This is a genomic window from Nonomuraea sp. NPDC050691, from assembly GCF_040654455.1.
Lineage (GTDB): Bacteria > Actinomycetota > Actinomycetes > Streptosporangiales > Streptosporangiaceae > Nonomuraea.
Map to the genome: position 1 here is coordinate 17,714 of NZ_JBFAIA010000072.1, position 20,209 is coordinate 37,922.

Below are 20,209 nucleotides of genomic sequence, written 5' to 3' on the forward strand. Positions count from 1 at the left end.
GAAGAGACGGGCCATACCCTACCGGCGGGTAGCCCGTTCAGACCAGGACCCTACCGGCCGGTAGCTCCTTGGGCCAGACCCCTCAGCGGCCGGTGGCCCTTCCCGGCCGGGCCGTGCGTACGGTGCTCATCGGCGGCCGCTCGGCGATGGACACGTCCTGGACGACCGCCTCGTGGCCGTCCTCGCCCCGCCGGAACTGCGTGAGCTGCGAGCCGGGCCGGTGGAACGCCTGGATCTTGCCCTGGCGCTCCAGCCGGGACCAGGCGGCCAGCATGATCTGGGCGGCCATCGCCCCGAGAGCCTCGGTGGACTGGTGCGAGTGCTCCCGCACCCCGAGGTCCACCTGGGCGAGCGCGTCGAGCCCGGCCAGCTCGGCCAGGTCGACGAGCAGCCCGAGCTCCACCCCGTAGCCGGTGATGAACGGCACCTGCTCCAGCGCCGCGCGCCGCCCCGCGTACTCGCCCGCCAGCGGCTGGACGAAGCCGGACAACCGCGGCCAGTGCAGGTTGATGAGCGGCCGGGCGACCAGCTCGGTGACGCGCCCGCCCCCCGTGGGCGCCCCGCTGAGCGGCCGGTCGTAGCAGCCCTTGACGTAGACGACGTCGGGGTCGGACAGCAGCGGCCCGAGCAGGCCGGTGACCAGCTCGGGCCGGAAGTTGCGGATGTCGGCGTCGACGAAGGCGAGGATGTCGCCGTCGGTGACGGCCAGCGACTTCCACAGCGCCTCGCCCTTGCCGCCGAGCGGTTCGAGGTGGGGCAGGATGTCGTCCTGGGCGTGGACGCGGGCGCCGGCGCGGGCGGCGACCGCGGCGGTGTCGTCGGTGGAGCGGGAGTCGATGACGACGACCTCGTCCACCAGGCCGGCCAGCTCGCCGCGGATCACCCGGACGATGTCGCCCACGGTCTCGCGCTCGTCGCGCGCCGGCAGCACCACGCTGACGGTGGTGCTGCCCTTGGCCTCGGCCAGCGCCTGCGCCGGCCAGTCCGCGGCCCGCGAGGTGCGGCGGCGCGACCAGGCGCGCACCTCAGGCGGCACACAGTCCTCCCCCGTCCACCCCATGCCCCAAGCTTAGGGTGCGCCGTGTCGCGGCCCGCCACCAGGCCGCCCGCGGGTCAGGCGGGGACGGCGTGCCGTTCGAGGAAGGTGTAGACGTCCGCCTCGTCCACGCCGGGGAACGAGCCGGGCGGCAGCGCCGCCAGCACGTGCGAGTTGGCGCGGGCCGACGGCCAGGCGTACCCCTCCCAGCGCTCGGCCAGGTCGGCGGGCGGGCGGCGGCAGCAGTCGCCGGTGGGGCAGTTGCTGCGCGTGCGGTGCGTGGTCTCCCGGCCGCGGAACCAGCGCGACTCGCGGAACGGCACGCCGAGCGTGATCGCGAAGTCCCGCTCGCGCGACGGGTCGACGTGGGCGACGCAGAAGTACGTGCCGGTCGGCGAGTCGGAGTACTGGTAGTAGACGGAGAAGCGGTCCGGCGAGACGAACACCTGGCGTCCCGACCACTGCTGGCACATCCGCTGGCCCTCGATCGCGCCCTGCTCGTCGGCGGGGAAGACGATGCCGTCGTTCTCGTACGCCTTGTAGATGGTGCCGCCGGCGTCGTTGCGGACGAAGTGGCAGACCAGGTCCAGGTGGTGGGTGGCCAGGTTGGTGAAGCGGTGGGCGGCCATCTCGTACGACACGGCGAACACGTCGCGCAGGTCCTCCACCGACAGCGCCCGGTCGGCCTTGGCCTCCTGGAGGTAGAGGGCGGCGGCCTTCTCGGGGACGAGCACGGCGGCGGCGAAGTAGTTGGCCTCGGTGCGCTGGCGCAGGAAGTCGGCGAAGTCGCGGGGCTTGCCGTGGCCGAGGGCGAGGTGGCCGAGGGTCTGGAGCAGGATCGTGCGCGGGGTGTGCATGCCGAGCTGCTCGTGCTTGACGTAGATGCGGCGGTTGCGCAGGTCGGTGATGGAGCGCACGGAGCGGGGCAGGTCCTGGGCGGTGTGCACGGTGTAGCCGAAGTGGGTCACCAGGCTCTGGATCATGCTCTGGGACAGGGCGCCCGTGCGGTAGCCGACGGCGGCCAGCGCCTCGGCGGCGGCGTTCTCGATCTCGGGGAAGTAGTTGCCCAGCTCGCGCTGGCGGCGCCGCAGCTCGGCGTTCGCGGCCCTGGCCTCCTCGGGGGTGGCGGTGCCGCGGGCCTGGCGCGCGCGCAGCTCGCCGTACAGGCCGAGGATGTGCTCCAGCACGTCGTTGGGGACGCGCGCGGAGACCTTGAGCTTGGGCAGGCCGAGCGCGGCGTAGATGGGGTCGCGCTGGGCCTCCTCCAGGGCGATCTCCAGCTGGGCGCGGCGGTTGGGCGGCTGGCGGCGCAGCAGCTCCTCGATGGGCACGCCGAGCGCGGTGGCCAGCGCCTTGAGCAGGGACAGCTTGGGCTCGCGCTTGCCGTTCTCCAGCAGGGAGAGCTGGCTGGGGGCCCTGCTGACGCGCGCGCCGAGGTCCGACAAGGTGAGGCCACGCTGTTTGCGCAGGTGACGCAGGCGCTGCCCGAAGGCGATGAGATCCAGCTCCTGCGTCAAAAGCAGCGGTTCTTCCCCTATCAAGGACGCCATGTCCGCATCTTAGACAGAATTTCTGGCCATTTTCTAGCGTCCCGGCGATCTTCCCCGCCCCGGCCGCCTGGCGGCGTGGACTCGCTGGATTGGTCTAGTCCAACGGGAAAACTCGTGATTTCTTCACTGACGAATACCCGCCGGTATTCATCGTAGAGAGAAGTTCAGCAATTCTTCTGCAACATCCAGCCTGTCGATCAGGCGTTTCCCGGGCACAGACTCGACACAGGCCCCAGGGGACGACAGAGGAGTGAAAACATGAACGATCGCCTCAAGGGAGCTGCGGAGCAGCTGCGTGAAGAGTGGGAGAGCGACCCTCGCTGGGAGGGCGTCGAGCGGACCTACAGCGCCGAGGACGTGATCCGGCTGCGGGGCAGCGTCCAGGAGGAGCACACCCTCGCCCGGCTCGGCGCCGAGAAGCTGTGGCGGCTGCTGCACACCGAGGACTACGTGCACGCGCTGGGCGCCCTGACCGGCAACCAGGCCGTCCAGCAGGTGCGCGCCGGGCTGAAGGCCATCTACCTGTCCGGCTGGCAGGTCGCCGCCGACGCCAACCTCGGCGGGCAGACCTACCCCGACCAGAGCCTGTACCCGGCCAACTCGGTGCCGGCCGTCGTGCGCCGCATCAACAACGCCCTGCTGCGCGCCGACCAGATCACCTGGTCCGAGGGCGAGCAGCGGGACTGGATGGCGCCCATCGTGGCCGACGCCGAGGCCGGCTTCGGCGGCGTGCTGAACGCCTTCGAGCTGATGAAGGGCATGATCGCCGCCGGCGCGGCGGGCGTGCACTGGGAGGACCAGCTCGCCTCCGAGAAGAAGTGCGGCCACCTCGGCGGCAAGGTCCTCATCCCGACCGGCCAGCACGTCAAGACGCTCAACGCCGCCCGGCTCGCCGCCGACGTGGCCGGAGTCCCGTCCCTGATCATCGCGCGGACCGACGCCCAGGCCGCGACGCTCCTGACCAGCGACGTCGACCCCCGCGACCAGCGCTTCACCACCGGCGAGCGCACCCCGGAGGGCTTCTACCGGGTGCGCAACGGCGTCCAGGCGTGCATCGCACGCGGCCTGGCCTACGCGCCGCACTCCGACTTGCTCTGGATGGAGACCGGCACGCCCGATCTCGACGTCGCCCGGGAGTTCGCCGAGGCGATCAAGGCCGAGTACCCGGACCAGATGCTCGCCTACAACTGCTCGCCGTCGTTCAACTGGAAGAAGCACCTCGACGACTCCACGATCGCCAAGTTCCAGAAGGAGCTGGGCCACATGGGGTACAAGTTCCAGTTCATCACGCTGGCCGGCTTCCACTCGCTCAACTACTCGATGTTCGACCTCGCCCAGGGGTACGCCCACCAGGGCATGACCGCGTACGTGGAGCTCCAGGAGGCGGAGTTCGCCGCCGAGGCCCGCGGCTACACCGCCACCCGGCACCAGCGCGAGGTCGGCACCGGCTACTTCGACCTGGTCAGCACGGCGGTCGCGCCCGACTCCTCGACGACCGCGCTCAAGGGCTCGACGGAAGAGGAGCAGTTCGCCACCGCCCACTGACCGTCCCGGGGTCTCACGACTCGCCGGCCACCTCCAGGGCATGGGAGGGTTCCCCCGGCGACCCAAGGGCCGCGCCGATCTCCCCCCGGACCGGCGCGGCCCTTTCGCGTGTCCCGCTTTCTGGTGAAGAACCGTGCAACAGTTTCCGCACCCGAGGGCTCTGGGAGGTACCAAGACGACGAAGGGCTGACGCACGTGGACGAAGACCCCCGTTTCGCGGAGTTCGTCGCCGAACGCGGCGACGCGCTGCTGCGCTACGGATACGTGCTCGCCGGGAACCCGCACGACGCCGCCGATCTGGTGCAGGAGGCGCTGGTGAAGCTGCGCGCCTCCTGGGCGCGGGTGCGGCTGAAGGAGAACCCGGAGAGTTACGCGCGCACGACGATGGCCAGGCTGCACATCCGCGCCTGGCGGTCACGGCGGCGCGAGCACCTGGCCTGGGACCCGCCCGAACGCGAGCACCACGACAGGCTGCCCGACGGGGACGAGCGGCTGTGGCACGCGCTGGCCGGGCTGCCGCGCCGGCAGCGGGCGGTGGTGGTGCTGCGCTACTACGAGCAGCTCACGGACGAGGAGATCGCCGGCGTGCTGGGCGTCTCGCGCGGCACGGTGCGCAGCCAGGCCGCCCGGGCCCTGGCCAAGCTCCGCGACTCCGTGTCCGCGGAATCCGCCGTAACAGCCACCCGAGGAGAGGCGCGATGAACGACCTCGAGGAAGCCCTGCGCAGGACGCTCGCCGGCGCGGCCGGGCAGGCGCCGCACGCGCCGATCACGCTGACCGGCACGGTCGAGACCCGCTACCGCAGGCGCCGCAACCGGACCCGGGCGGCGCTGGCCGCGGCGGCGGTCGTGGCGCTGGTGGGCGGGGCGACGTTCGCGCTGAAGGGCGGGACGCCGCGGGCGATGCCCGCCACTCCGCCCACGGGGACGCTTCCGCCTCCCATCGAGAAGGTGTGGCCGCGGGCGATCCACGACATCCCGGCCAGGCTGCCGGACGGGCACGCGTTCCGCCCGTACCAGTTCATCGACGAGCGGACGCTCCTGGTGACGCCCGAGTACGAGACCAAACTGCCGGATGCCGTCTACGCCTACGACGTCAGGACCGGAGCCACCCGGAAGATCACCGACCTGCCGGACGGAACGGCGCTGTATCCTGACGGCCTCGTGGCAGGTGGCGGCCGGGTGATGTGGTGGACGGTGCCGGGGAACGGCCGGGGGCAGCTCTGGTCGGCCCCCTTGTCGGGCGGCCCGCCCCATCTCGTTGCAAGCCTTCCCATGGACGACGGGGGCGTCGATGCCATGGCCGTGGTCGGCGAACAGATCGTGTTCTCGGTACAGGAAGGCGGGGTGTTCACCGTTCCTTTCCGGGGCGGGACGGTGAAACCCGTCAAGGGCGGTGGGGACAGTCACCTGCTGCCATGGCCGTGGATCGGCCGGCCCGGCATGGCCAGCGCCGACGGCGAGCCGATGTTCGGCACCATCCGCAACGTGAAGACCGGCGAGACCGACACGGCGTTCACCCGGCCGGGGGACGAGATGGTCCGGTGCGATCGAGACATTTGCGTCGGCTGGACCGCTCGCGGCGCGTTCACCCGGCTGCGTGACGGCTCGCATGAGCGGCCGGACCCGTGCGCGGAGCGTCCGCAGCTGGTGACGCCCGGCCGATTCTGCCCCGAGCTGGTGAGGGGGAGGGGGCCGGCGCGAGAGATCCTGCATGACAGGAAGACCGGCAGGTCCGCCGTCATGGGGAATGCGCGCTCGTCCATGCTCGGCATCGTGCCGAACATGGGGCAGAAACTGATGTTCTACACCGTCCAGGGCCGGATGCGCGTCGTGGACCTCACCAAGATCCCGTGACCGCCGCCCGGGGAGGCGGCCAGCCCAAGATCACCCCAGGGCGGCCGCCTCCTCGGCCTCGATCTGCCGGTTCCACTCCTTCTTGACCGCCCGCCACGCCTCGTCGTCCACGCCGGAGCGCCAGTAGCCGGAGATGGACAGCCGCTCCAGCGGAACCCGCCGCTCGATGCGCAGGTGGTGGCGCAGCCGCCGGACGAAGCCCGCCTCGCCGTGGACGAACGCGTGCACCTCGCCCTCCGGGAACTCCAGTCCGCACACCGCCTCGACCAGCGCCTCGCCGACCGGGCGGCCGTCGCGGTGCAGCCAGGTCACGCGGGCGTCGGCCACGGTCTCGATCTTCTGCTCCTCGGCCGGCCCGTCCACCTCGACGAGCACGTACGCCAGGGCTCCCTCGGGCAGCGCCTCCACCGAGGCGATGATCGCGGGCAGCGCGCTCTCGTCGCCGGCGAGCAGGTGCCAGCCGGCCGCCGTGTCGGGGGCGTAGCCGCCGCCGGGGCCCAGCATGAGCAGCTCGTCGCCCGGCACGGCCCTGGCCGCCCACGGTCCGGCCAGGCCCTTGTCGCCGTGGTGGACGAAGTCGATGGTCAGCTCGCCCGCGTCCGGGTCCCAGGCGCGCACGGTGTAGCTGCGCAGCCGGGGCCACAGCTCGCGGGGCATGGTCTCGCGGACGTTCTTGACACTGAACGGCTCGGGATAGTCCACGCCCTCGTGCGGGAAGACCAGCTTGACGTAGTGGTCGGTGAGCCCGGAGGTGGCGAAGTCGCGCATGTCGTCACCGCCCACCACGACGCGGATCATGTGCGGGGTGAGCCGCTCGGTGCGCAGGACGACGCCGCGATGATGGTCTCTCGGCTTGCCGGACATCCACCTGACCCTTCCGCTCTTACTTAGGTGACCCTAAGCTATACCCGCCCGGCAGCGTCCCACTCCGGGTACCGGAAGCGGAACGCCTTTCGAGCCGGCGCCCCGGCACGGGTCAGGCGGCGGCGCCGGCGTCCCGGGCGGCCGGGGGGTCCTCACCCAGGGCGGCCACGGCCGCCAGGAACTCGCCCATGTGCCGGAACGCCGTCCGCGCCTCCGGCACCACGTCCGCCAGGATCGGGAAGCAGTGCGGCATCCGCCGCCACTCCTCGTACCGCACCGGCACGCCGCCCCGCCGGGCCTGGACGGCGACCCGGCGGGCCTCGTCCCGCAGCACCTCCGTCGAACCCGTCAGGATCATCAGCGGCGGCAGCCCGGAGAAGTCGCCGAGCACCGGCGACACCAGCGGGTCGCTCGGGTCCAGGCCGGCGGTCCAGCGGCGGGCGAGCCAGCGCACCCGGCCGGCGGGCAGCAACGGGTCCTGCCACCGGTTGGCGCGGCGGGGGAAGTCGGTCAGGTCGGCCCACGGCGACAGGCACACGGCCGCCCCCGGCAGCGGCACCTCCCGGTCGCGCAGCGCGAGGAGGCTGGCCAGCGTGAGGTGCCCGCCGGCGGAGTCGCCCGCGAGGATGACGTCCTCGGCCGCGTACCCCTGGTCGAGCAGGCACCGGTACGCGTCGAGCGCGTCGGACAGGGAGTCGGCGAGCGTGTGCACCGGGCCCTGGCGGTAGTCGAGGGCGAGCACGGGCCGCATGGCCACGCGCGACAGCCGCCAAGTGATCGGCCGGTGCGTCGCCGGGGAGCAGGAGAAGTAGCCGCCGCCATGGAAGTACAGCACGACCTTGCGCTCGTCGAGCCCCTCGCCGGCCCGCACCCACTCGCCGCCGCAGGCCGAGAAGCCCGCCGGGGTGATCGTGACGTGGCCGGGCAGCCGCAGCGGAAGCAGGTTGACGATGTCGCCCAGGCGGGCGGCGCAGTCCAGGGCCAGCGCGTGCCGCATGAACAGGATGGACGCCGGCTTGAGCGTGCCGTGCATCAGGCCGATGACCGCGCGCGCCTGCCAGCTGAGGGGATAGTCCGGAGTGACGTCCCTGTCGATGTGCATGTTCGGTCCTCCGAGGAGATCCCTTCCCCCCGGAACACCGATCTACCAACGAGTAAGAAACTCGTCCCTCACGCGCCTTCCCCGGACACCCAGAACCAGGGCGTAAATCCGTTGCCGCCCCGGCGGCGCCCGGACCATAATCCAGGGCTCCCACTGGCCGGCCCGCGCACGGGCCCGGGCACGGCATGTCACCGTGCCATCACCCTCCGGAGGTGCGTCTCCTTCTCCCTCTACGCCCGGCTCGTCCGGTACGGCTTCCGCAAGCACTCCACCTATGTCGGAGCGGCCCTGGCCGGGGCCTTCACCAACAGCGTCTTCGGCGTGCTGCGCGCCTACATCCTCATCGCGCTCTGGCAGGTCAGGCCCAACCTGGCCGGCTACGACGTCACCACCGCCGTCACGTTCTGCTTCGTCACCCAGGCGTTCATCGGGCCGATGCAGCTCTTCGGCGGCGGCCTCACGCTGCCCGAACGCATCCGCACCGGCGACATCGCGCTCGACCTCGTCCGCCCGGCGCCGCTCCAGCTCTGGACCCTGGCCGAGGACCTCGGCCGGGCGGCGTACCTGCTGCTCCTGCGCGGCGTCCCGCCGATGCTGGTGGGCGCCGCCGTGTTCGGCATCACCGTGCCGCAGGGTCCGGCGCGGTGGCTCGGCGTCCTCGCCTGCGTCACGGCGGGGGTGGTCGTCAGCTTCGCCTGGCGCTACCTCATCTGCCTGTCGGTGTGCTGGCTGGCCGACGACCGGGGCGTCATGGTCTGCTCGCTGCTGCTGACCACGCTGCTCAGCGGCATGATGGTGCCCCTCCCCCTGTTCCCCGGCACGCTGGGCGAGGTGGTGCGGGCGCTGCCGTGGGCGGCCATGGCGCAGGCGCCCGCCGACGTCTACCTCGGCACGGCTCCCATCGGCCCCACCCTCGCCTTCCAGGCGATGTGGGCCGCCGCGCTCCTCGCGCTCGGCGCCCTGGCCACCCGCGCCGTACGCCACCGGGTGGTGATCCAGGGTGGTTAGGACGTACGCGCTGCTCGCCTGGACGTGGACCCGCGCCGCCATGGCCTACCGCGCCTCGTTCGCGATCATGGTGGTGCTCGGCGTGTGCCTCACCGCCGCGGACGTGGCCGTCATCCTCGTCATCTTCTCCCACACCACCGCGCTGGCCGGCTTCACCCGCGACGAGGTCCTCTTCCTGTACGGCAGCGCCGGCCTGCCGTTCGCCCTCTGCGACCTGTTCGTCAGCAACGTGGACCGGGTCAGCCAGCACATCAAGGCCGGCACCCTCGACGCGATGCTGATCCGCCCGGTGAGCACCTGGCTCCAGCTGGCCGCCGACCGCTTCACCCCCACCCGCGCCGGGCGGGTGCTCCAGGCCGCCGGCGTCCTCGGCTACGCGCTGGCCGTCCTCGACCTGGACGCGCGGAGGCTGTGGATGCTCCCCGTCATGGTGGTCACCGGCGCCGTCATCTTCGCCTCGATCTGGACGCTCGGCGGGGCCGTCCAGTTCCTCCTCACCGACGCCCCGGAGGTGATCAACTCCTTCACGTACGGCGGCGGCCAGCTCACCCAGTACCCGCTCAGCGTGTACGGCCGCGACCTCGTGCGCGGGGTCACGTACGTGGTGCCGCTGGCCTTCGTCAACTGGCAGCCCGCCCTGTACGTGCTGGACCGGGACGACCCGTTCGGCACGCCCGGCTTCGTCCGGTTCCTCGGCCCGGCCGCGGCCGCCGTCCTCGCCCTGCTGGCCGCACTGGCCTGGCGGCAGGGCATCAGGCACTACCGATCCACGGGGAGTTGACCATGATCGAGACAGACCGGGCCGGGCGCTCCTTCAAGGTGCGGGGCGCCGTCGTCCACGCCGTGCGCGACCTGTCGTTCCGCATCGAGCCCGGCGAGTTCGTCGGCTGCCTCGGCCCGAACGGCGCCGGCAAGTCCACCACGATCAAGATGCTGTGCGGCATTCTCACCCCCACCTCCGGCCGGGTGCGGGTGGCCGGGCTCGACCCGTCGCGCGCGCGGACGGCGCTGGCGCGGCGCATCGGCGTGGTGTTCGGGCAGCGGACGACCCTGTGGTGGGACCTGCCGCTGCGGGACAGCTTCGAGCTGATCCGGCTCCTTTACAAAGTAGATCGCAAGCTGTTCGAGGTGCGGCTGGACGAGCTGACCGAGGCCCTCGACCTCGGCGGGTTCATGCGCACGCCGGTGCGGCAGCTCAGCCTGGGCCAGCGGATGCGCGGCGACCTGGCCGCCGCGCTGCTGCACGCCCCCGAGGTGCTGGTGCTCGACGAGCCCACCATCGGGCTCGACGTGGTCAGCAAGGCCGGCATCCGGTCGTTCCTGCTGCGGGTCAACGCCGAACGGGGCACCACCGTGCTCCTGACCACACACGACCTCGGCGACGTCGAGCGGCTGTGCCGCCGGGTCCTGCTCATCGACCACGGGCGGCTGGCCTTCGACGGCACGGTCGGCGACCTCATGGCCACGGCTCCCGGGCAGGCGACGATCGAGGAGGTCGTCACCCGCCTCTACACGCGCGGGCGGGCCGTCCCGCCCCCGGTCGAGCCCGTGTGAAGCACCCGGAGGGTGCCGCCCGGCGGGGACGCCCGAGGGCCGCCGCGCGGGCGGCGGCCCTCCGGATCGCCGTCAGTAGTAGCCGCCCTGCGGGCTCTCCTCGTACTCGTCGCCGTCATCGTCGTCGTAGCGACGCGCCCAGCGCGACGGGATCAGCACCGGGATGAACAGCGCCACGCCCAGCAGCGCGAACACCCCGGAGGTGAGCAGCATCCTGGCGCCCTGCCCGGCCTCACGCACGAGCTGGTTCACCGACGGCTCCGCCGGGATGTAGGACAGGGCGCGGTTCATGTCCAGCGCGTACACGACCGTCCAGGCCAGCAGCGCCATCGACGGCAGGAACGTCGCCAGCGGCGAGACCCGTCCCGCCACCACCAGCCCCGTCACCAGGCCCACGGCGGCCATCGCGCCGAGCGCGATCCAGAGCTTCTGGCCGGCCGGCGGCTGGGCGGCGCCCAGCGCCTGCTGGATCGCCCATCCTCCGCCCCCGACCAGGGCCGCCGTCACGACCAGGCCGAGAAATAAACCACCCACATGCCGCAACGTTCTCACCTCATGTCGACGCGATCGGGACGACCCTAGCGACATCGGACGCGTATCGGCCACGCAATGGACAGCATCGCACGGCATAATCCGACATCAACCTGGAAAGCGCTTACCTCCTGCTGTCCCGGCTGGAAGGGAGTCGCCGCATGCCCGAGACCACGGACAAGGAGCTGTCCGTGCCGGAGCCCGACCCGGCGCTGCTCGGCGCCCGCACCGGGATCGCGCCCATCACCTGCACCTACGACCTGCCGCCCGGCCACTACGACGTGACCGTGGTCGTCAGGGGCGGCACCGAGGTGCTGGCCGAGGCGCGGCGGCTCATGGCGCCGGCGTCCCCGGACGAGGGCTGGCACCGCCGCACGTTCACCGTCAACGTCCGCACCCCGGAGGCCCAGCAGAACGGCTGGGACGGCCCCGGGACGCCCGGCCTGACCCTGACCTTCGCCGGCGCGGCCCCCGAGGTCCGGGCCATCGGGCTCGCCGCCGCCCGCCCGGTGGCGCTCTTCCTGGCGGGCGACTCCACCGTCACCGACCAGGCCCACGCGCCGTACACGGGCTGGGGCCAGCGCCTGCCCCGCCACTTCCGGCACGGCCTGTCCGTGGTCAACCACTCGGGCTCCAGCGAGAGCTCCGCGTCCTTCCTGGCCCAGCCCGAGCTGTGGGCCACGATGGAGCCCCAGGTACGGCCCGGCGACGTGACGCTCGTCCAGTTCGGGCACAACGACAAGCAGGCCACCGCCGCCGCGTACCGGGACAACCTCAGCCGGATCGCGCGCGGGATCGCGGCCAGGGGCGCCACGCCGGTCCTCGTCACCCCGATCGTGCGGCGGCGGTTCGCCGGTTCGGCGCTCCACCCCACAGGGCTGATCGTGAACGAGCTCGGCGTGGACCTGCCGGCCGAGATGCGCGCCGTCGCCGCCGCCGAGGGCGTCGCGCTGATCGACCTCACGGACGACAGCCGCCGGCTCGTCGAAGGGCTCGGCCCGGAGGCTGCCGAGGAGCTCTACCTCACCCGCGAGAAGCAGGACGACACGCACACCTCCGAGCACGGCGCCACGGTGTTCGCCGACCTGGTCGCGGCCGGCCTCCGCCGCCTCGGGCTCGTCGCCGGCCGGTACTGGACGTCCTGATCCCGGACGTTCTCCAGCGGATCGGGCCGAGCCGGTCTGATCGGGAGCGGCCCGGTGTATCGGGGCAGCCCCCTGCTTTCCGGTTAGGAGGTGCGGCGGGCACGCCCCGTGAGAGCATGGAGGCCGCATGCGCGCTCGCCTTCCCCTCAGACTCGCGCGGACGGCCGTCTTCTCCGCCGTCTGCGTCGTTCTGGCATCGCTGGCGCACGTGGCGGGCGGCGGGACGGCGCCCGCTCCCGGCACGGCCGCGCTCGGGCTCGGCGCGGCGTCCGTGCTGGCGCTCGCGCTGGCCGGCAGGGAGCGACACCCGTTGACGATCAACCTCGCGCTGGTCGCCGCGCAGGCCGTCCTGCACGAGCTGTTCAGCGCCGGCGGCCCCACGGGCTACGTCGCCGTCCACCTGCACGGCTCCCCCGCCGCCGGGGTGAGCCTGGCCGTCGACGCCGGCGCGCCCGCCGGCCCGGGCCTCGCGGTCGACGCCGGCATGCTGACCGCGCACCTGACGGCCACGCTCCTCACCGGCTGGTGGCTGGCGCGCGGCGAGGCCGCGCTGTGGTCGCTGCTGCGCCGCCTCCACGACGGCCTGGGACGCCACCTCGGGCGCGTGCTGCTCGCCGGGGTGTTCCCCGCGCTGCCGTCCGCGCGGCAGGCGCCTCCCGTGGTCAGGGTGCGCGCCGTCCCTCTCGATCCGGCCCTGCGGCACTGCCAGGCCAGGCGCGGTCCTCCACGTACCGCCTGACCTCCCCCCTTTCCCCATCTCCTTTTTCTTCACGTGGAGCTTCATCATGTCCTTCGCCATGCCCTCCGGGCGGTCCTTCGGGCGTCGCGCCGCGACCGTGCTCGCCGCCGTGGCGGCCGTCACCGTGGCCACCGCGCTGCCCGCCCTGGCGCACGTCACGATCAACCCCGCCACCGCCGAGCAGGGCGGCTTCACCAAGGTCGCGTTCCGGGTGCCGAACGAGCGCGACGACGCCTCGACCGTGCGCGTCGAGGTCACCTTCCCCACCGACCACCCGCTGGCGTTCGTCTCGGTCAAGCCCGTGCCGGGCTGGACGGTCAAGGTCACCGAGAGCAAGCTGCCGGCCCCCGTCAAGACCGAGTACGGCGACCTGACCGAGGCCGTGTCCACGGTCGTCTGGTCGGGCGGGAAGATCTCCAAGGGCGAGTTCCAGGAGTTCGAGGTGTCCATGGGCAAGCTGCCCGAGGGCGTCGACCGGCTCACGTTCCCGACCAGGCAGACGTACTCCGGCGGTGAGGTCGTGAACTGGGCCGACGCCCCCAAGACCGACGGCACGGAGGCGGAGCACCCGGCCCCGGTCCTCAAGCTGACCCCGGCCGCCGCCAAGTCCGCCGCTCCGGCGGCCACCCAGGCGGCCGCGTCACCCGCCGGCGCTCCCTCGGACGCGCCCCGGCTGGTCGCGGCGTCGTCCGCCTCCGACGGCACGGCCCGCCTGCTGGGCGGGGCGGGGCTCGCGGTGGGCGTGATCGGGATCGTGGTCGCGGTCCTGGCCCTGCGTCGCCGCTCCTCCTGACCCGCCGCTCCTCCTGACCCGCCGTCGCGCTCTGCCGCCGCGTCGCCCGGCCGCCCTGATGGCGGGGTGGCGCGGCGGGGTCGCTAGGTTGTCCGGAAAGGCGGCCCCTGAGCGAAAGGCGATGGACCATGTCCGAGGACGTGACGGATGAGCGGCTGGCCCGGCTGAAGAGGGAGTTCGCCTCGCTCGACGGCGACGGCGACGGTTACATCACCGAGGCGGAGTTCCGGGCGCACTTCCCGGAGCTGCCGGCCGAGGCGATGCCCGCCCTGCGCGACACCGGAGACGCGGACGGCGACGGGCGCTTCTCGCTGGAGGAGTTCGTCCGGCTGATGCCGTAACGGGATGGGGTCATCCGGCTGACGCCGTGACCGGATGCGGTCATCGGGCTGATGCCGTGGCGACGCCGTGACAGGCGCCCGCGGCGCGGGCCCCCTCCCGGGGACCGGCGCCGCGGGGCCGCCCGGCTGTGCGGGTCACTTCTTGAAGGCGTCCTTCACCTTCTCCGCCGCGTCCTTCACCTTCTCGCCGGCCTGCTTCAGGCCGCCCTCGGCCTGGTCGGCACGGCCTTCGGCCTGGAGATCCTCGTCGTCGGTGAGATCACCGATGTTCTCCTTGGCGCGGCCCTTCAGTTCCTCCGCCTTGTTGGAGATCTTGTCGTCGGTTCCCATGTCGATGCCTTCCTCAAGGTCTGTCCGGGTCCCGCGGAACGTCACCGCGGCTCCGCGCTTTCCCGGGTACGCCTCCTCTATCCGGAGGACACCGCCGGAAACACTCGCGCGCGCCCTCTCCCTGCTGTGACGTCTCCCACATCGGGACGCGGCGGCCCATACACGATCGGTTATCGGGCATCGACACCTCGTACCCGGCCCGCGCGTGAGCTGCGCGAAGACCGGGTCAGGGGCCGGAGAGCCGCGCGGGGGCAGGCTCTCCGGCCCCGCCACGCGTGCCGGCCCCACGGCGGCTCAGGACGTGATGTCCTTGCCGGTGAAGCGGGCCCACGCCACCGAGCCGAACAGCAGGATGTACGCGCCGAACGCCAGCAGCCCGTCGCGCATCGCCGCCAGGTCGATCGGGTCGCGCAGCGCCCCGTCGAAGCGCGTGAGCCAGGTGGGCAGCAGGTAGGGGCTGATCGGTTCGAGCTGCGGCACGGCGCGCAGCACCTGCGAGACGATGACGAGGACCACGGTGCCCGCGATCGCCCCGATGGACACCTCGGTGAACGTGGACAGCGCCAGCGCCACGGCCGCCAGCGCGGCCATCCCCGCGCCGACGTAGCCGACGCTGATGAGGACGCGCAGCAGCCCGTCGGCCACGGACACGGTGGTGCCCGACAGCAGCGTCACCGGCCCCACCGGGAACAACGCCATCCCCGTCACCAGGGCCGACACCGCCACGACGGCGGCGATGGTGAAGGAGAAGACGACCGCGTTCAGGTACTTGACGAGCAGCAGGCGGGTGCGCCCGGCCGGGGCCGCCAGCAGGTAGCGCAGGGTTCCCGCGCCTGCCTCGCCGGCGATCGCGTCGCCCGCCACCACGCTCACGACGACCGGCATGAGCAGCGCGACGAGGAACGACAGCGACGCGAACGCCAGCATGAGACTGTTGCCCGCGACGGACGCGATGAGGCCGCCCATCCCGCCGCCCCGCCCCTCGGCGTCCATGCCGTCGGTGACCAGGCGCAGCGCGACGCCGAGGATGACGGGCACGCCGGCCAGCACGCCGAGCATCACGAGGTTGCGCGGGCGGCGGAAGGTCAGGCCCAGCTCGGAGCCGAGCAGCCGCCAGAACGCGCCGAACCGGCGCGCGGGTGTCCCCGCGAGGTCGACGACGCCGGAGGTCCCGGCCGCTCCGGTGGCCTGGATCGGCCCGGCGGTCCCCGCGTCGGCGGCAGCGGCCGGGCCGGTGCCGGCCGCGACCGGAGGGGCCGGCCGGCCGGCCGTGCGCAGCGTCTCGGAGACCGGGACGAGGCCCGGGGTGCGCCGGGGGCGCGTCTCAGCCGTCGACATCGAATCCCTCTCCCGTCAGTCTGACGAACACGTCCTCCAGGCTCGGCCGTTCGACCGTGAACCCCCGCACGGCCACGCCCTCGCCCACCAGGGCGGCGTTGACCCGCTCGGGCGCGTGCCCGCCCAGCTCGGCGCTCACCCCGTCCCCGGGCTCCGGGCCGTCGGCGCGCACGTCCGCCAGACCGAGCGAGCGCAGGACGCGCAGCGCGTCCGCCGTGTCGGGCGTCCGCACGCGCACGCGCGGGACCTGGCCGCCGCCGAGCGAGGCCATCGACCCCTGGGCGACGAGCCGGCCGGCCCGCATGACGGCCGCGTGGGTGCACATCTGCTCCACCTCGGCCAGCAGGTGCGACGAGACGAACACCGTGGTGCCCCCGGCCGCGATCTCCTTGACCAGGGAGCGCACCTCGCGGGTGCCCTGGGGGTCGAGCCCGTTCGTCGGTTCGTCCAGGATGAGCAGCTCGCGCGGCCCGAGCAGGGCGGCGGCGATGGCCAGCCGCTGGCGCATGCCGAGCGAGTAGGTGCGGTAGCGCTTGCCCGCCGCGGCCGTCAGGCCCACCCGGTCGAGCGCGGCGGCGACGCGCCGCCGCGCGGTGGCGGGCGGCGCGGCCGGGTCGGCGGCGTCGAAGCGGCGCAGGTTGGCCTCGCCCGACAGGTACGGGTAGAAGGCGGGCCCCTCGACCAGTGCCCCCACCCGGGGCAACGCCTCGCCCAGCGGCAGCCCCAGCAGCTCGTGCTCGCCCGACGTGGGCGCGACGAGGCCGAGCAGCATGCGGATGGTCGTGGTCTTGCCCGAGCCGTTCGGCCCGAGGAAGCCGAAGACCGCTCCGCGCGGCACGCTCAGGTCGAGCGCGTCGACCGCGACCTGCCCGCCGCGGAACCGCTTGGTGAGCCCGCGCGTGACGATCGCGGGCCGGGCGGAGGGCGGGGCCGCCCCGAAGGGCGCCCCCGCGTCGAGCGTGACAGCGGTCACTTGACGCCCGCCGCCTTGGTGATCTCCTCCGGGGTGACGGCGCCGGCCAGCAGCCGGCCGTCGTCGGTGATCAGCACGGTGACGAGCTTCGTCGTGATCAGCTTGCCGGAGCCCCAGGTGCCGCTCACGGGCGTGGCCGCCTTGAGCAGCCCGTCGGCGATCGCGGCGACGTCGCCGTCCTGGGCGCCCTTGGCGTCCTGCGGGGCGCCGCTGTCCTGGGCGTCCTGGGCGGGCTTGCCGCCGGGCTGGAGGGCCTTGAGGTCGTCCTCCGACAGCTTGAGCACCGCGACGCTGGTCCAGCCGTCGCCGACGACCTTCAGCCGGTCGGCGGCGGCCTTGCGCGCCTCCGCGGCCTTCTCCTGCTCGGCCGCGTGCTCCCCGGCGCCGAGCGTGGTCTCCTTGACCTTGGCCCCGGCGGGCGGGGTGAAGGTGAAGTTCTCCTCGGCGGGCGGGCTGAACGTCACCTGGGTGAAGCCGAGCTGGAACGCCGGCTCGGCCGAGCCCTTGGCGAACACCTGCACCTGAAGCGGGACGTACGTCTCGCCGTCGAGCGAGAGCCGCACCTCCTTCACCAGCGACGCCGCGTCCTTGGGGGCCACGACGAGCTGGTAGACGGGGCGGCCCGCCACCTTGTCCGTGTTGGCCACGCTGATCACGCTGTACTCGCCCGCCCGCGCCAGCACCTGCTCGGCCATCGCCTGCGGGGTCATCGCCGCCAGCGTGGACGCCGCCAGGTCGTGCGGCCTGGGCGCGCTCCGGCCGTCCTCGCCCGCCTTCACGCCCGCCTCCACCTTGATGCGGGTGGCGGTGTTGGCCGCGCTGTCCCAGTACCAGGTCTGGCCGCCGTTGACGATCAGGTCGGTCTCGTTCATCTGGGTCGGCATGGCCACGCGGAGCTTGTCCTTGGCGCCGTACCAGACCTTGATCTCGTGCGAGCCCGACAGCAGCGTCAGCGGCGACTCACCGCCGGCCTGCGGGAGGGCGGGCAGGCCGAGCGACGCGGTCTGCTGGACGGTGCCGGACATCGCGGGCGGGCCGTCCTTGCCCCGGGACGCGGCCGCCGCGTCGGCGAGCAGCTGCTGCGCCGTCCGCTCCGGCAGCGCGGGCTCCCCGCTGACGGCGGCGATGACGGGACCCGCGCCGAGCGCTCCTCCGATGACGGCCGCCGCCGCGATCGGGACTCCCCACCTCACGAATGTGCCTCTACGCATGTCACTCCTCAACGGTATGCCGATGTTCACTTCGCTGTCCGCAGCCTGCGTCATGCATCCTTTGAGGAGCCTGAGACGGGCTGAGACGGCTCTCAGGCTTCTCAGCTCCGTCTCAGGACGGGCACGGGAGGATGAGGGCATGAGAGTACTGGTCGTCGAGGACGAGCGGCGGATGGCGGCGGCGTTGCAGCGCGGGCTGCAGGCCGAGGGGTTCGCCGTCGACCTCGCCCACGACGGCGAGGAGGGGCTGCACCTGGCCCGTCACGGCCAGTACGACGTGGTGGTGCTGGACATCATGCTGCCGCGCCTTTCCGGCTACAACGTGTGCAAGCGATTGCGCGCCGAGGACAACTGGGTGCCGATCCTCATGCTGTCGGCCAAGGACGGCGAGTACGACATGGCCGACGGGCTCGACCTGGGCGCCGACGACTACCTGACCAAGCCGTTCTCGTACGTCGTGCTGGTGGCGCGGCTGCGCGCCCTGCTGCGGCGCGACGCGGGGCGGCGACCGGCCGTGCTGACGGCCGGCGACCTGTCGCTCGACCCGGCGCGGCGCAAGGTCCACCGCGGCGAGACGCCGGTGGAGCTGACGCCCCGCGAGTTCGCGCTGCTGGAGTACCTGATGCGCCGGCGCGACGAGGTGGTGTCGAAGGCGGAGATCCTGGAGCACGTCTGGGACACCTTCGACACCGACCCCAACGTGGTCGAGGTGTACGTCGGCTACCTGCGCCGCAAGCTCGACGGCCCGTTCGGCCGCAACTCCCTGCAGACCGTGCGCGGCGCGGGCTACCGGCTGGCCGGCGACGGTGGCTGACACCCCCCTGGCGTGGTGGCGGCGGCAGGGGCTGCGGTTCCGGCTGACCGTCGTGGCGGCCGCGGTGCTCGCGGCGGCGCTCGCGCTGTCGGCGTCGGTGCTGCTGAACGTGCTCGACCGGACGCTGGTCGACACCATCGACGAGACCACGTGGCAGCAGGCGCAGACGGTGCGCGTCCACGCCGACGCGGGCACCCTGACCAACCCGATCACCACCAACGACGGCACGATCGTTCAGGTCATCGACGCCTCCGGCCGCATCACGCACGCCACGTACGGCACCGACCGGCTGGTGCCGCTGCTCGGCGCCCGCCAGCGGGCGCGGGTGCTGCGCGAGGGCACGGCCCGCTTCATGGACGGCCGGCCGTACGCGATACCGGGGCCGCTGCGGGTGGTGGCGGTCAGCGCCGACCACGGGCGCACGGTGCTGGCGGCCAGGCCCGTGGGCGAGATCCAGACGAGCGTCGGCACGGCGGGACGCGTGCTGCTCGTCGGCACGCCGCTGCTCGTCGTGGTGCTGGCCCTGGCGAGCTGGGTGATCATCGGGCGGACGCTGCGGCCGATCGCGGCGCTGCGCCGGGGCGCGGCCGAGATCACCCACACGGCCCGCTCGCGGCGGCTGCCCGTGCCGGAGTCGCGCGACGAGGTCCACTCGCTGGCCGTGACGCTGAACGGCATGCTGGCCCGGCTGGAGGAGGCCGAGCAGCGCCAGCGGGCGCTGGTGTCCGACGCCGCGCACGAGCTGCGCAGTCCCCTGGCCAGCATCCGGCTGCAGCTGGAGGTGGCGCTCGGCCACCCCGAGGGGCAGGACTGGCCGGAGACTGCCGAGGGCGTGCTGGAGGACGCGATGCGGCTGTCGCGGCTGGCCGAGGACCTGCTCGCGCTGGCCCGGCTGGACGAGCGCGGCGGCGTGCCGGCGCGCAGCGAGCCGGTCGACCTCGACGAGGTGGTGCGGCAGACCGTCGACCGGTACGGCGAGGCGCGGCTGACCGTCTGCGACCCGGTGGTGGTGCGGGGCGACGCCCTCGACCTGAGCCGCGTGCTGACGAACCTGGTGGACAACGCCGTCCGGCACACCTCCTCCAAGGTGGAGGTGGCGCTGACGCGCGACGGGGTGCTGACGGTGACCGACGACGGGCCGGGCATCCCGGAGGCGGACCGGGAGCGGGTCTTCAACCGGTTCACGCGGCTCGACTCGGGGCGCAGCCGCGACGAGGGCGGGGCCGGGCTCGGGCTGGCGATCGTGCGGGAGACGGTGCGAGCCCACGGCGGCACGGTCCACCTGGAGGACGCCGGGCCGGGGCTGCGCGCGGTCGTCCGCCTGCCACCGGCCGCCTAGCCCAGGCCCCCGTCCCCGCCTTCGGTCCCGTTCTCCGCCTTCGGTCTAGGAGCTGTTTCTTAGATCTGCTGACGGCCTCTGTCTGGCTTGCCACTCTTGGCGTATGGGTCGTGGTGATCTGACGAATGCCGAGTGGGAGC

Annotated in this window: 21 protein-coding genes; 12 read left to right on the plus strand and 9 right to left on the minus strand. The window is 73.0% G+C overall.

What is annotated here, in order from left to right:
- Window positions 1-82: 82 nt before the first annotated feature.
- Together AB0H81_RS24490 and AB0H81_RS24495 are read right to left on the minus strand one after the other, a co-directional pair.
- Entirely contained in the window at window positions 83-1,036 is a 954-nt protein-coding gene (locus AB0H81_RS24490) for a glucosyl-3-phosphoglycerate synthase (protein ID WP_358378752.1), read from the minus strand.
- 77 nt (window positions 1,037-1,113) lie between these two features.
- Window positions 1,114-2,553: a helix-turn-helix domain-containing protein gene (locus AB0H81_RS24495; protein WP_358378811.1), complete on the minus strand. Its 1,440-nt coding sequence runs from the start codon at window positions 2,551-2,553 to the stop codon at window positions 1,114-1,116.
- A 291-nt stretch (window positions 2,554-2,844) separates the two neighbouring features.
- On the opposite strand from AB0H81_RS24495, the gene aceA reads away from it, so the two are divergent.
- From aceA to AB0H81_RS24510, 3 genes are all read left to right on the plus strand, one after another.
- Window positions 2,845-4,131, plus strand: a complete 1,287-nt coding sequence (aceA, locus tag AB0H81_RS24500; RefSeq protein WP_358378755.1) for an isocitrate lyase — start codon at window positions 2,845-2,847, stop codon at window positions 4,129-4,131.
- Between the two features lie 195 nt (window positions 4,132-4,326).
- Entirely contained in the window at window positions 4,327-4,833 is a 507-nt protein-coding gene (locus AB0H81_RS24505; RefSeq protein WP_358378758.1) for a SigE family RNA polymerase sigma factor, read from the plus strand.
- Window positions 4,830-5,987: a hypothetical protein gene (locus tag AB0H81_RS24510; protein ID WP_358378761.1), complete on the plus strand. Its 1,158-nt coding sequence runs from the start codon at window positions 4,830-4,832 to the stop codon at window positions 5,985-5,987. The genes AB0H81_RS24505 and AB0H81_RS24510 overlap by 4 nt, the downstream gene beginning before the upstream one ends.
- A gap of 30 nt (window positions 5,988-6,017) precedes the next feature.
- On the opposite strand, the gene AB0H81_RS24515 is transcribed toward AB0H81_RS24510, so the two are convergent.
- Window positions 6,018-6,851, minus strand: coding sequence for a siderophore-interacting protein (locus tag AB0H81_RS24515; RefSeq protein WP_358378764.1), 834 nt, complete (start codon window positions 6,849-6,851; stop codon window positions 6,018-6,020).
- Window positions 6,852-6,963: 112 nt separating this feature from the next.
- On the minus strand, window positions 6,964-7,953 hold the full coding sequence (locus AB0H81_RS24520) for an alpha/beta hydrolase (RefSeq protein ID WP_358378767.1): 990 nt from the start codon (window positions 7,951-7,953) through the stop codon (window positions 6,964-6,966).
- Window positions 7,954-8,064: 111 nt separating this feature from the next.
- Here AB0H81_RS24520 and AB0H81_RS24525 point away from each other — a divergent pair, with 111 nt between their 5' ends.
- Genes AB0H81_RS24525 through AB0H81_RS24535 form a run of 3 tightly spaced genes read left to right on the plus strand, consistent with a single transcriptional unit; the run spans window position 8,065 to window position 10,515 of the window.
- On the plus strand, window positions 8,065-8,961 hold the full coding sequence (locus tag AB0H81_RS24525) for an ABC-2 family transporter protein (RefSeq protein ID WP_358378770.1): 897 nt from the start codon (window positions 8,065-8,067) through the stop codon (window positions 8,959-8,961).
- Window positions 8,954-9,742 carry an ABC-2 family transporter protein gene (locus tag AB0H81_RS24530; RefSeq protein WP_358378773.1) on the plus strand — a complete coding sequence of 263 codons (789 nt, stop codon included), beginning with the start codon at window positions 8,954-8,956 and terminating at the stop codon, window positions 9,740-9,742. The genes AB0H81_RS24525 and AB0H81_RS24530 overlap by 8 nt, the downstream gene beginning before the upstream one ends.
- Before the next feature lie 2 nt (window positions 9,743-9,744).
- Window positions 9,745-10,515: an ATP-binding cassette domain-containing protein gene (locus AB0H81_RS24535; RefSeq protein WP_358378775.1), complete on the plus strand. Its 771-nt coding sequence runs from the start codon at window positions 9,745-9,747 to the stop codon at window positions 10,513-10,515.
- A 72-nt stretch (window positions 10,516-10,587) separates the two neighbouring features.
- Here AB0H81_RS24535 and AB0H81_RS24540 read toward each other — a convergent pair whose 3' ends face one another.
- Window positions 10,588-11,049 (minus strand): hypothetical protein, encoded by a 462-nt coding sequence (locus AB0H81_RS24540; protein WP_358378778.1) that lies wholly within the window; start codon window positions 11,047-11,049, stop codon window positions 10,588-10,590.
- A 158-nt stretch (window positions 11,050-11,207) separates the two neighbouring features.
- On the opposite strand from AB0H81_RS24540, the gene AB0H81_RS24545 reads away from it, so the two are divergent.
- The 4 genes from AB0H81_RS24545 to AB0H81_RS24560 all read left to right on the plus strand — a co-directional run bounded on the left by AB0H81_RS24545 (window position 11,208) and on the right by AB0H81_RS24560 (window position 14,064).
- The gene (locus AB0H81_RS24545) at window positions 11,208-12,191 is read left to right on the plus strand and encodes a rhamnogalacturonan acetylesterase (protein WP_358378781.1); all 984 of its coding nucleotides are present in this window, start codon (window positions 11,208-11,210) and stop codon (window positions 12,189-12,191) included.
- Window positions 12,192-12,318: 127 nt separating this feature from the next.
- Window positions 12,319-12,930, plus strand: coding sequence for an MFS transporter (locus tag AB0H81_RS24550; protein WP_358378784.1), 612 nt, complete (start codon window positions 12,319-12,321; stop codon window positions 12,928-12,930).
- A gap of 46 nt (window positions 12,931-12,976) precedes the next feature.
- On the plus strand, window positions 12,977-13,723 hold the full coding sequence (locus AB0H81_RS24555) for a YcnI family protein (protein ID WP_358378786.1): 747 nt from the start codon (window positions 12,977-12,979) through the stop codon (window positions 13,721-13,723).
- Between the two features lie 128 nt (window positions 13,724-13,851).
- Window positions 13,852-14,064, plus strand: coding sequence for an EF-hand domain-containing protein (locus AB0H81_RS24560; RefSeq protein WP_358378789.1), 213 nt, complete (start codon window positions 13,852-13,854; stop codon window positions 14,062-14,064).
- Between the two features lie 135 nt (window positions 14,065-14,199).
- On the opposite strand, the gene AB0H81_RS24565 is transcribed toward AB0H81_RS24560, so the two are convergent.
- The 4 genes from AB0H81_RS24565 to AB0H81_RS24580 form a co-directional block, all read right to left on the minus strand.
- Window positions 14,200-14,394 (minus strand): CsbD family protein, encoded by a 195-nt coding sequence (locus AB0H81_RS24565; RefSeq protein WP_358378792.1) that lies wholly within the window; start codon window positions 14,392-14,394, stop codon window positions 14,200-14,202.
- A gap of 294 nt (window positions 14,395-14,688) precedes the next feature.
- Window positions 14,689-15,732, minus strand: coding sequence for an ABC transporter permease (locus AB0H81_RS24570; RefSeq protein ID WP_358378794.1), 1,044 nt, complete (start codon window positions 15,730-15,732; stop codon window positions 14,689-14,691).
- Window positions 15,719-16,705 carry an ABC transporter ATP-binding protein gene (locus tag AB0H81_RS24575; protein WP_358378797.1) on the minus strand — a complete coding sequence of 329 codons (987 nt, stop codon included), beginning with the start codon at window positions 16,703-16,705 and terminating at the stop codon, window positions 15,719-15,721. Before AB0H81_RS24575 ends, AB0H81_RS24570 begins: the two co-directional genes overlap by 14 nt.
- Window positions 16,702-17,916: a sigma-E factor regulatory protein RseB domain-containing protein gene (locus AB0H81_RS24580; protein ID WP_358378799.1), complete on the minus strand. Its 1,215-nt coding sequence runs from the start codon at window positions 17,914-17,916 to the stop codon at window positions 16,702-16,704. The genes AB0H81_RS24575 and AB0H81_RS24580 overlap by 4 nt, the downstream gene beginning before the upstream one ends.
- 139 nt (window positions 17,917-18,055) lie before the next feature.
- Here AB0H81_RS24580 and AB0H81_RS24585 point away from each other — a divergent pair, with 139 nt between their 5' ends.
- Both AB0H81_RS24585 and AB0H81_RS24590 read left to right on the plus strand, forming a co-directional pair.
- Entirely contained in the window at window positions 18,056-18,730 is a 675-nt protein-coding gene (locus AB0H81_RS24585; protein ID WP_358378802.1) for a response regulator transcription factor, read from the plus strand.
- A complete protein-coding gene (locus AB0H81_RS24590) occupies window positions 18,723-20,069 on the plus strand; it encodes an ATP-binding protein (protein WP_358378805.1) in 1,347 nt (448 codons plus the stop codon). Before AB0H81_RS24585 ends, AB0H81_RS24590 begins: the two co-directional genes overlap by 8 nt.
- Window positions 20,070-20,209 lie beyond the last annotated feature (140 nt).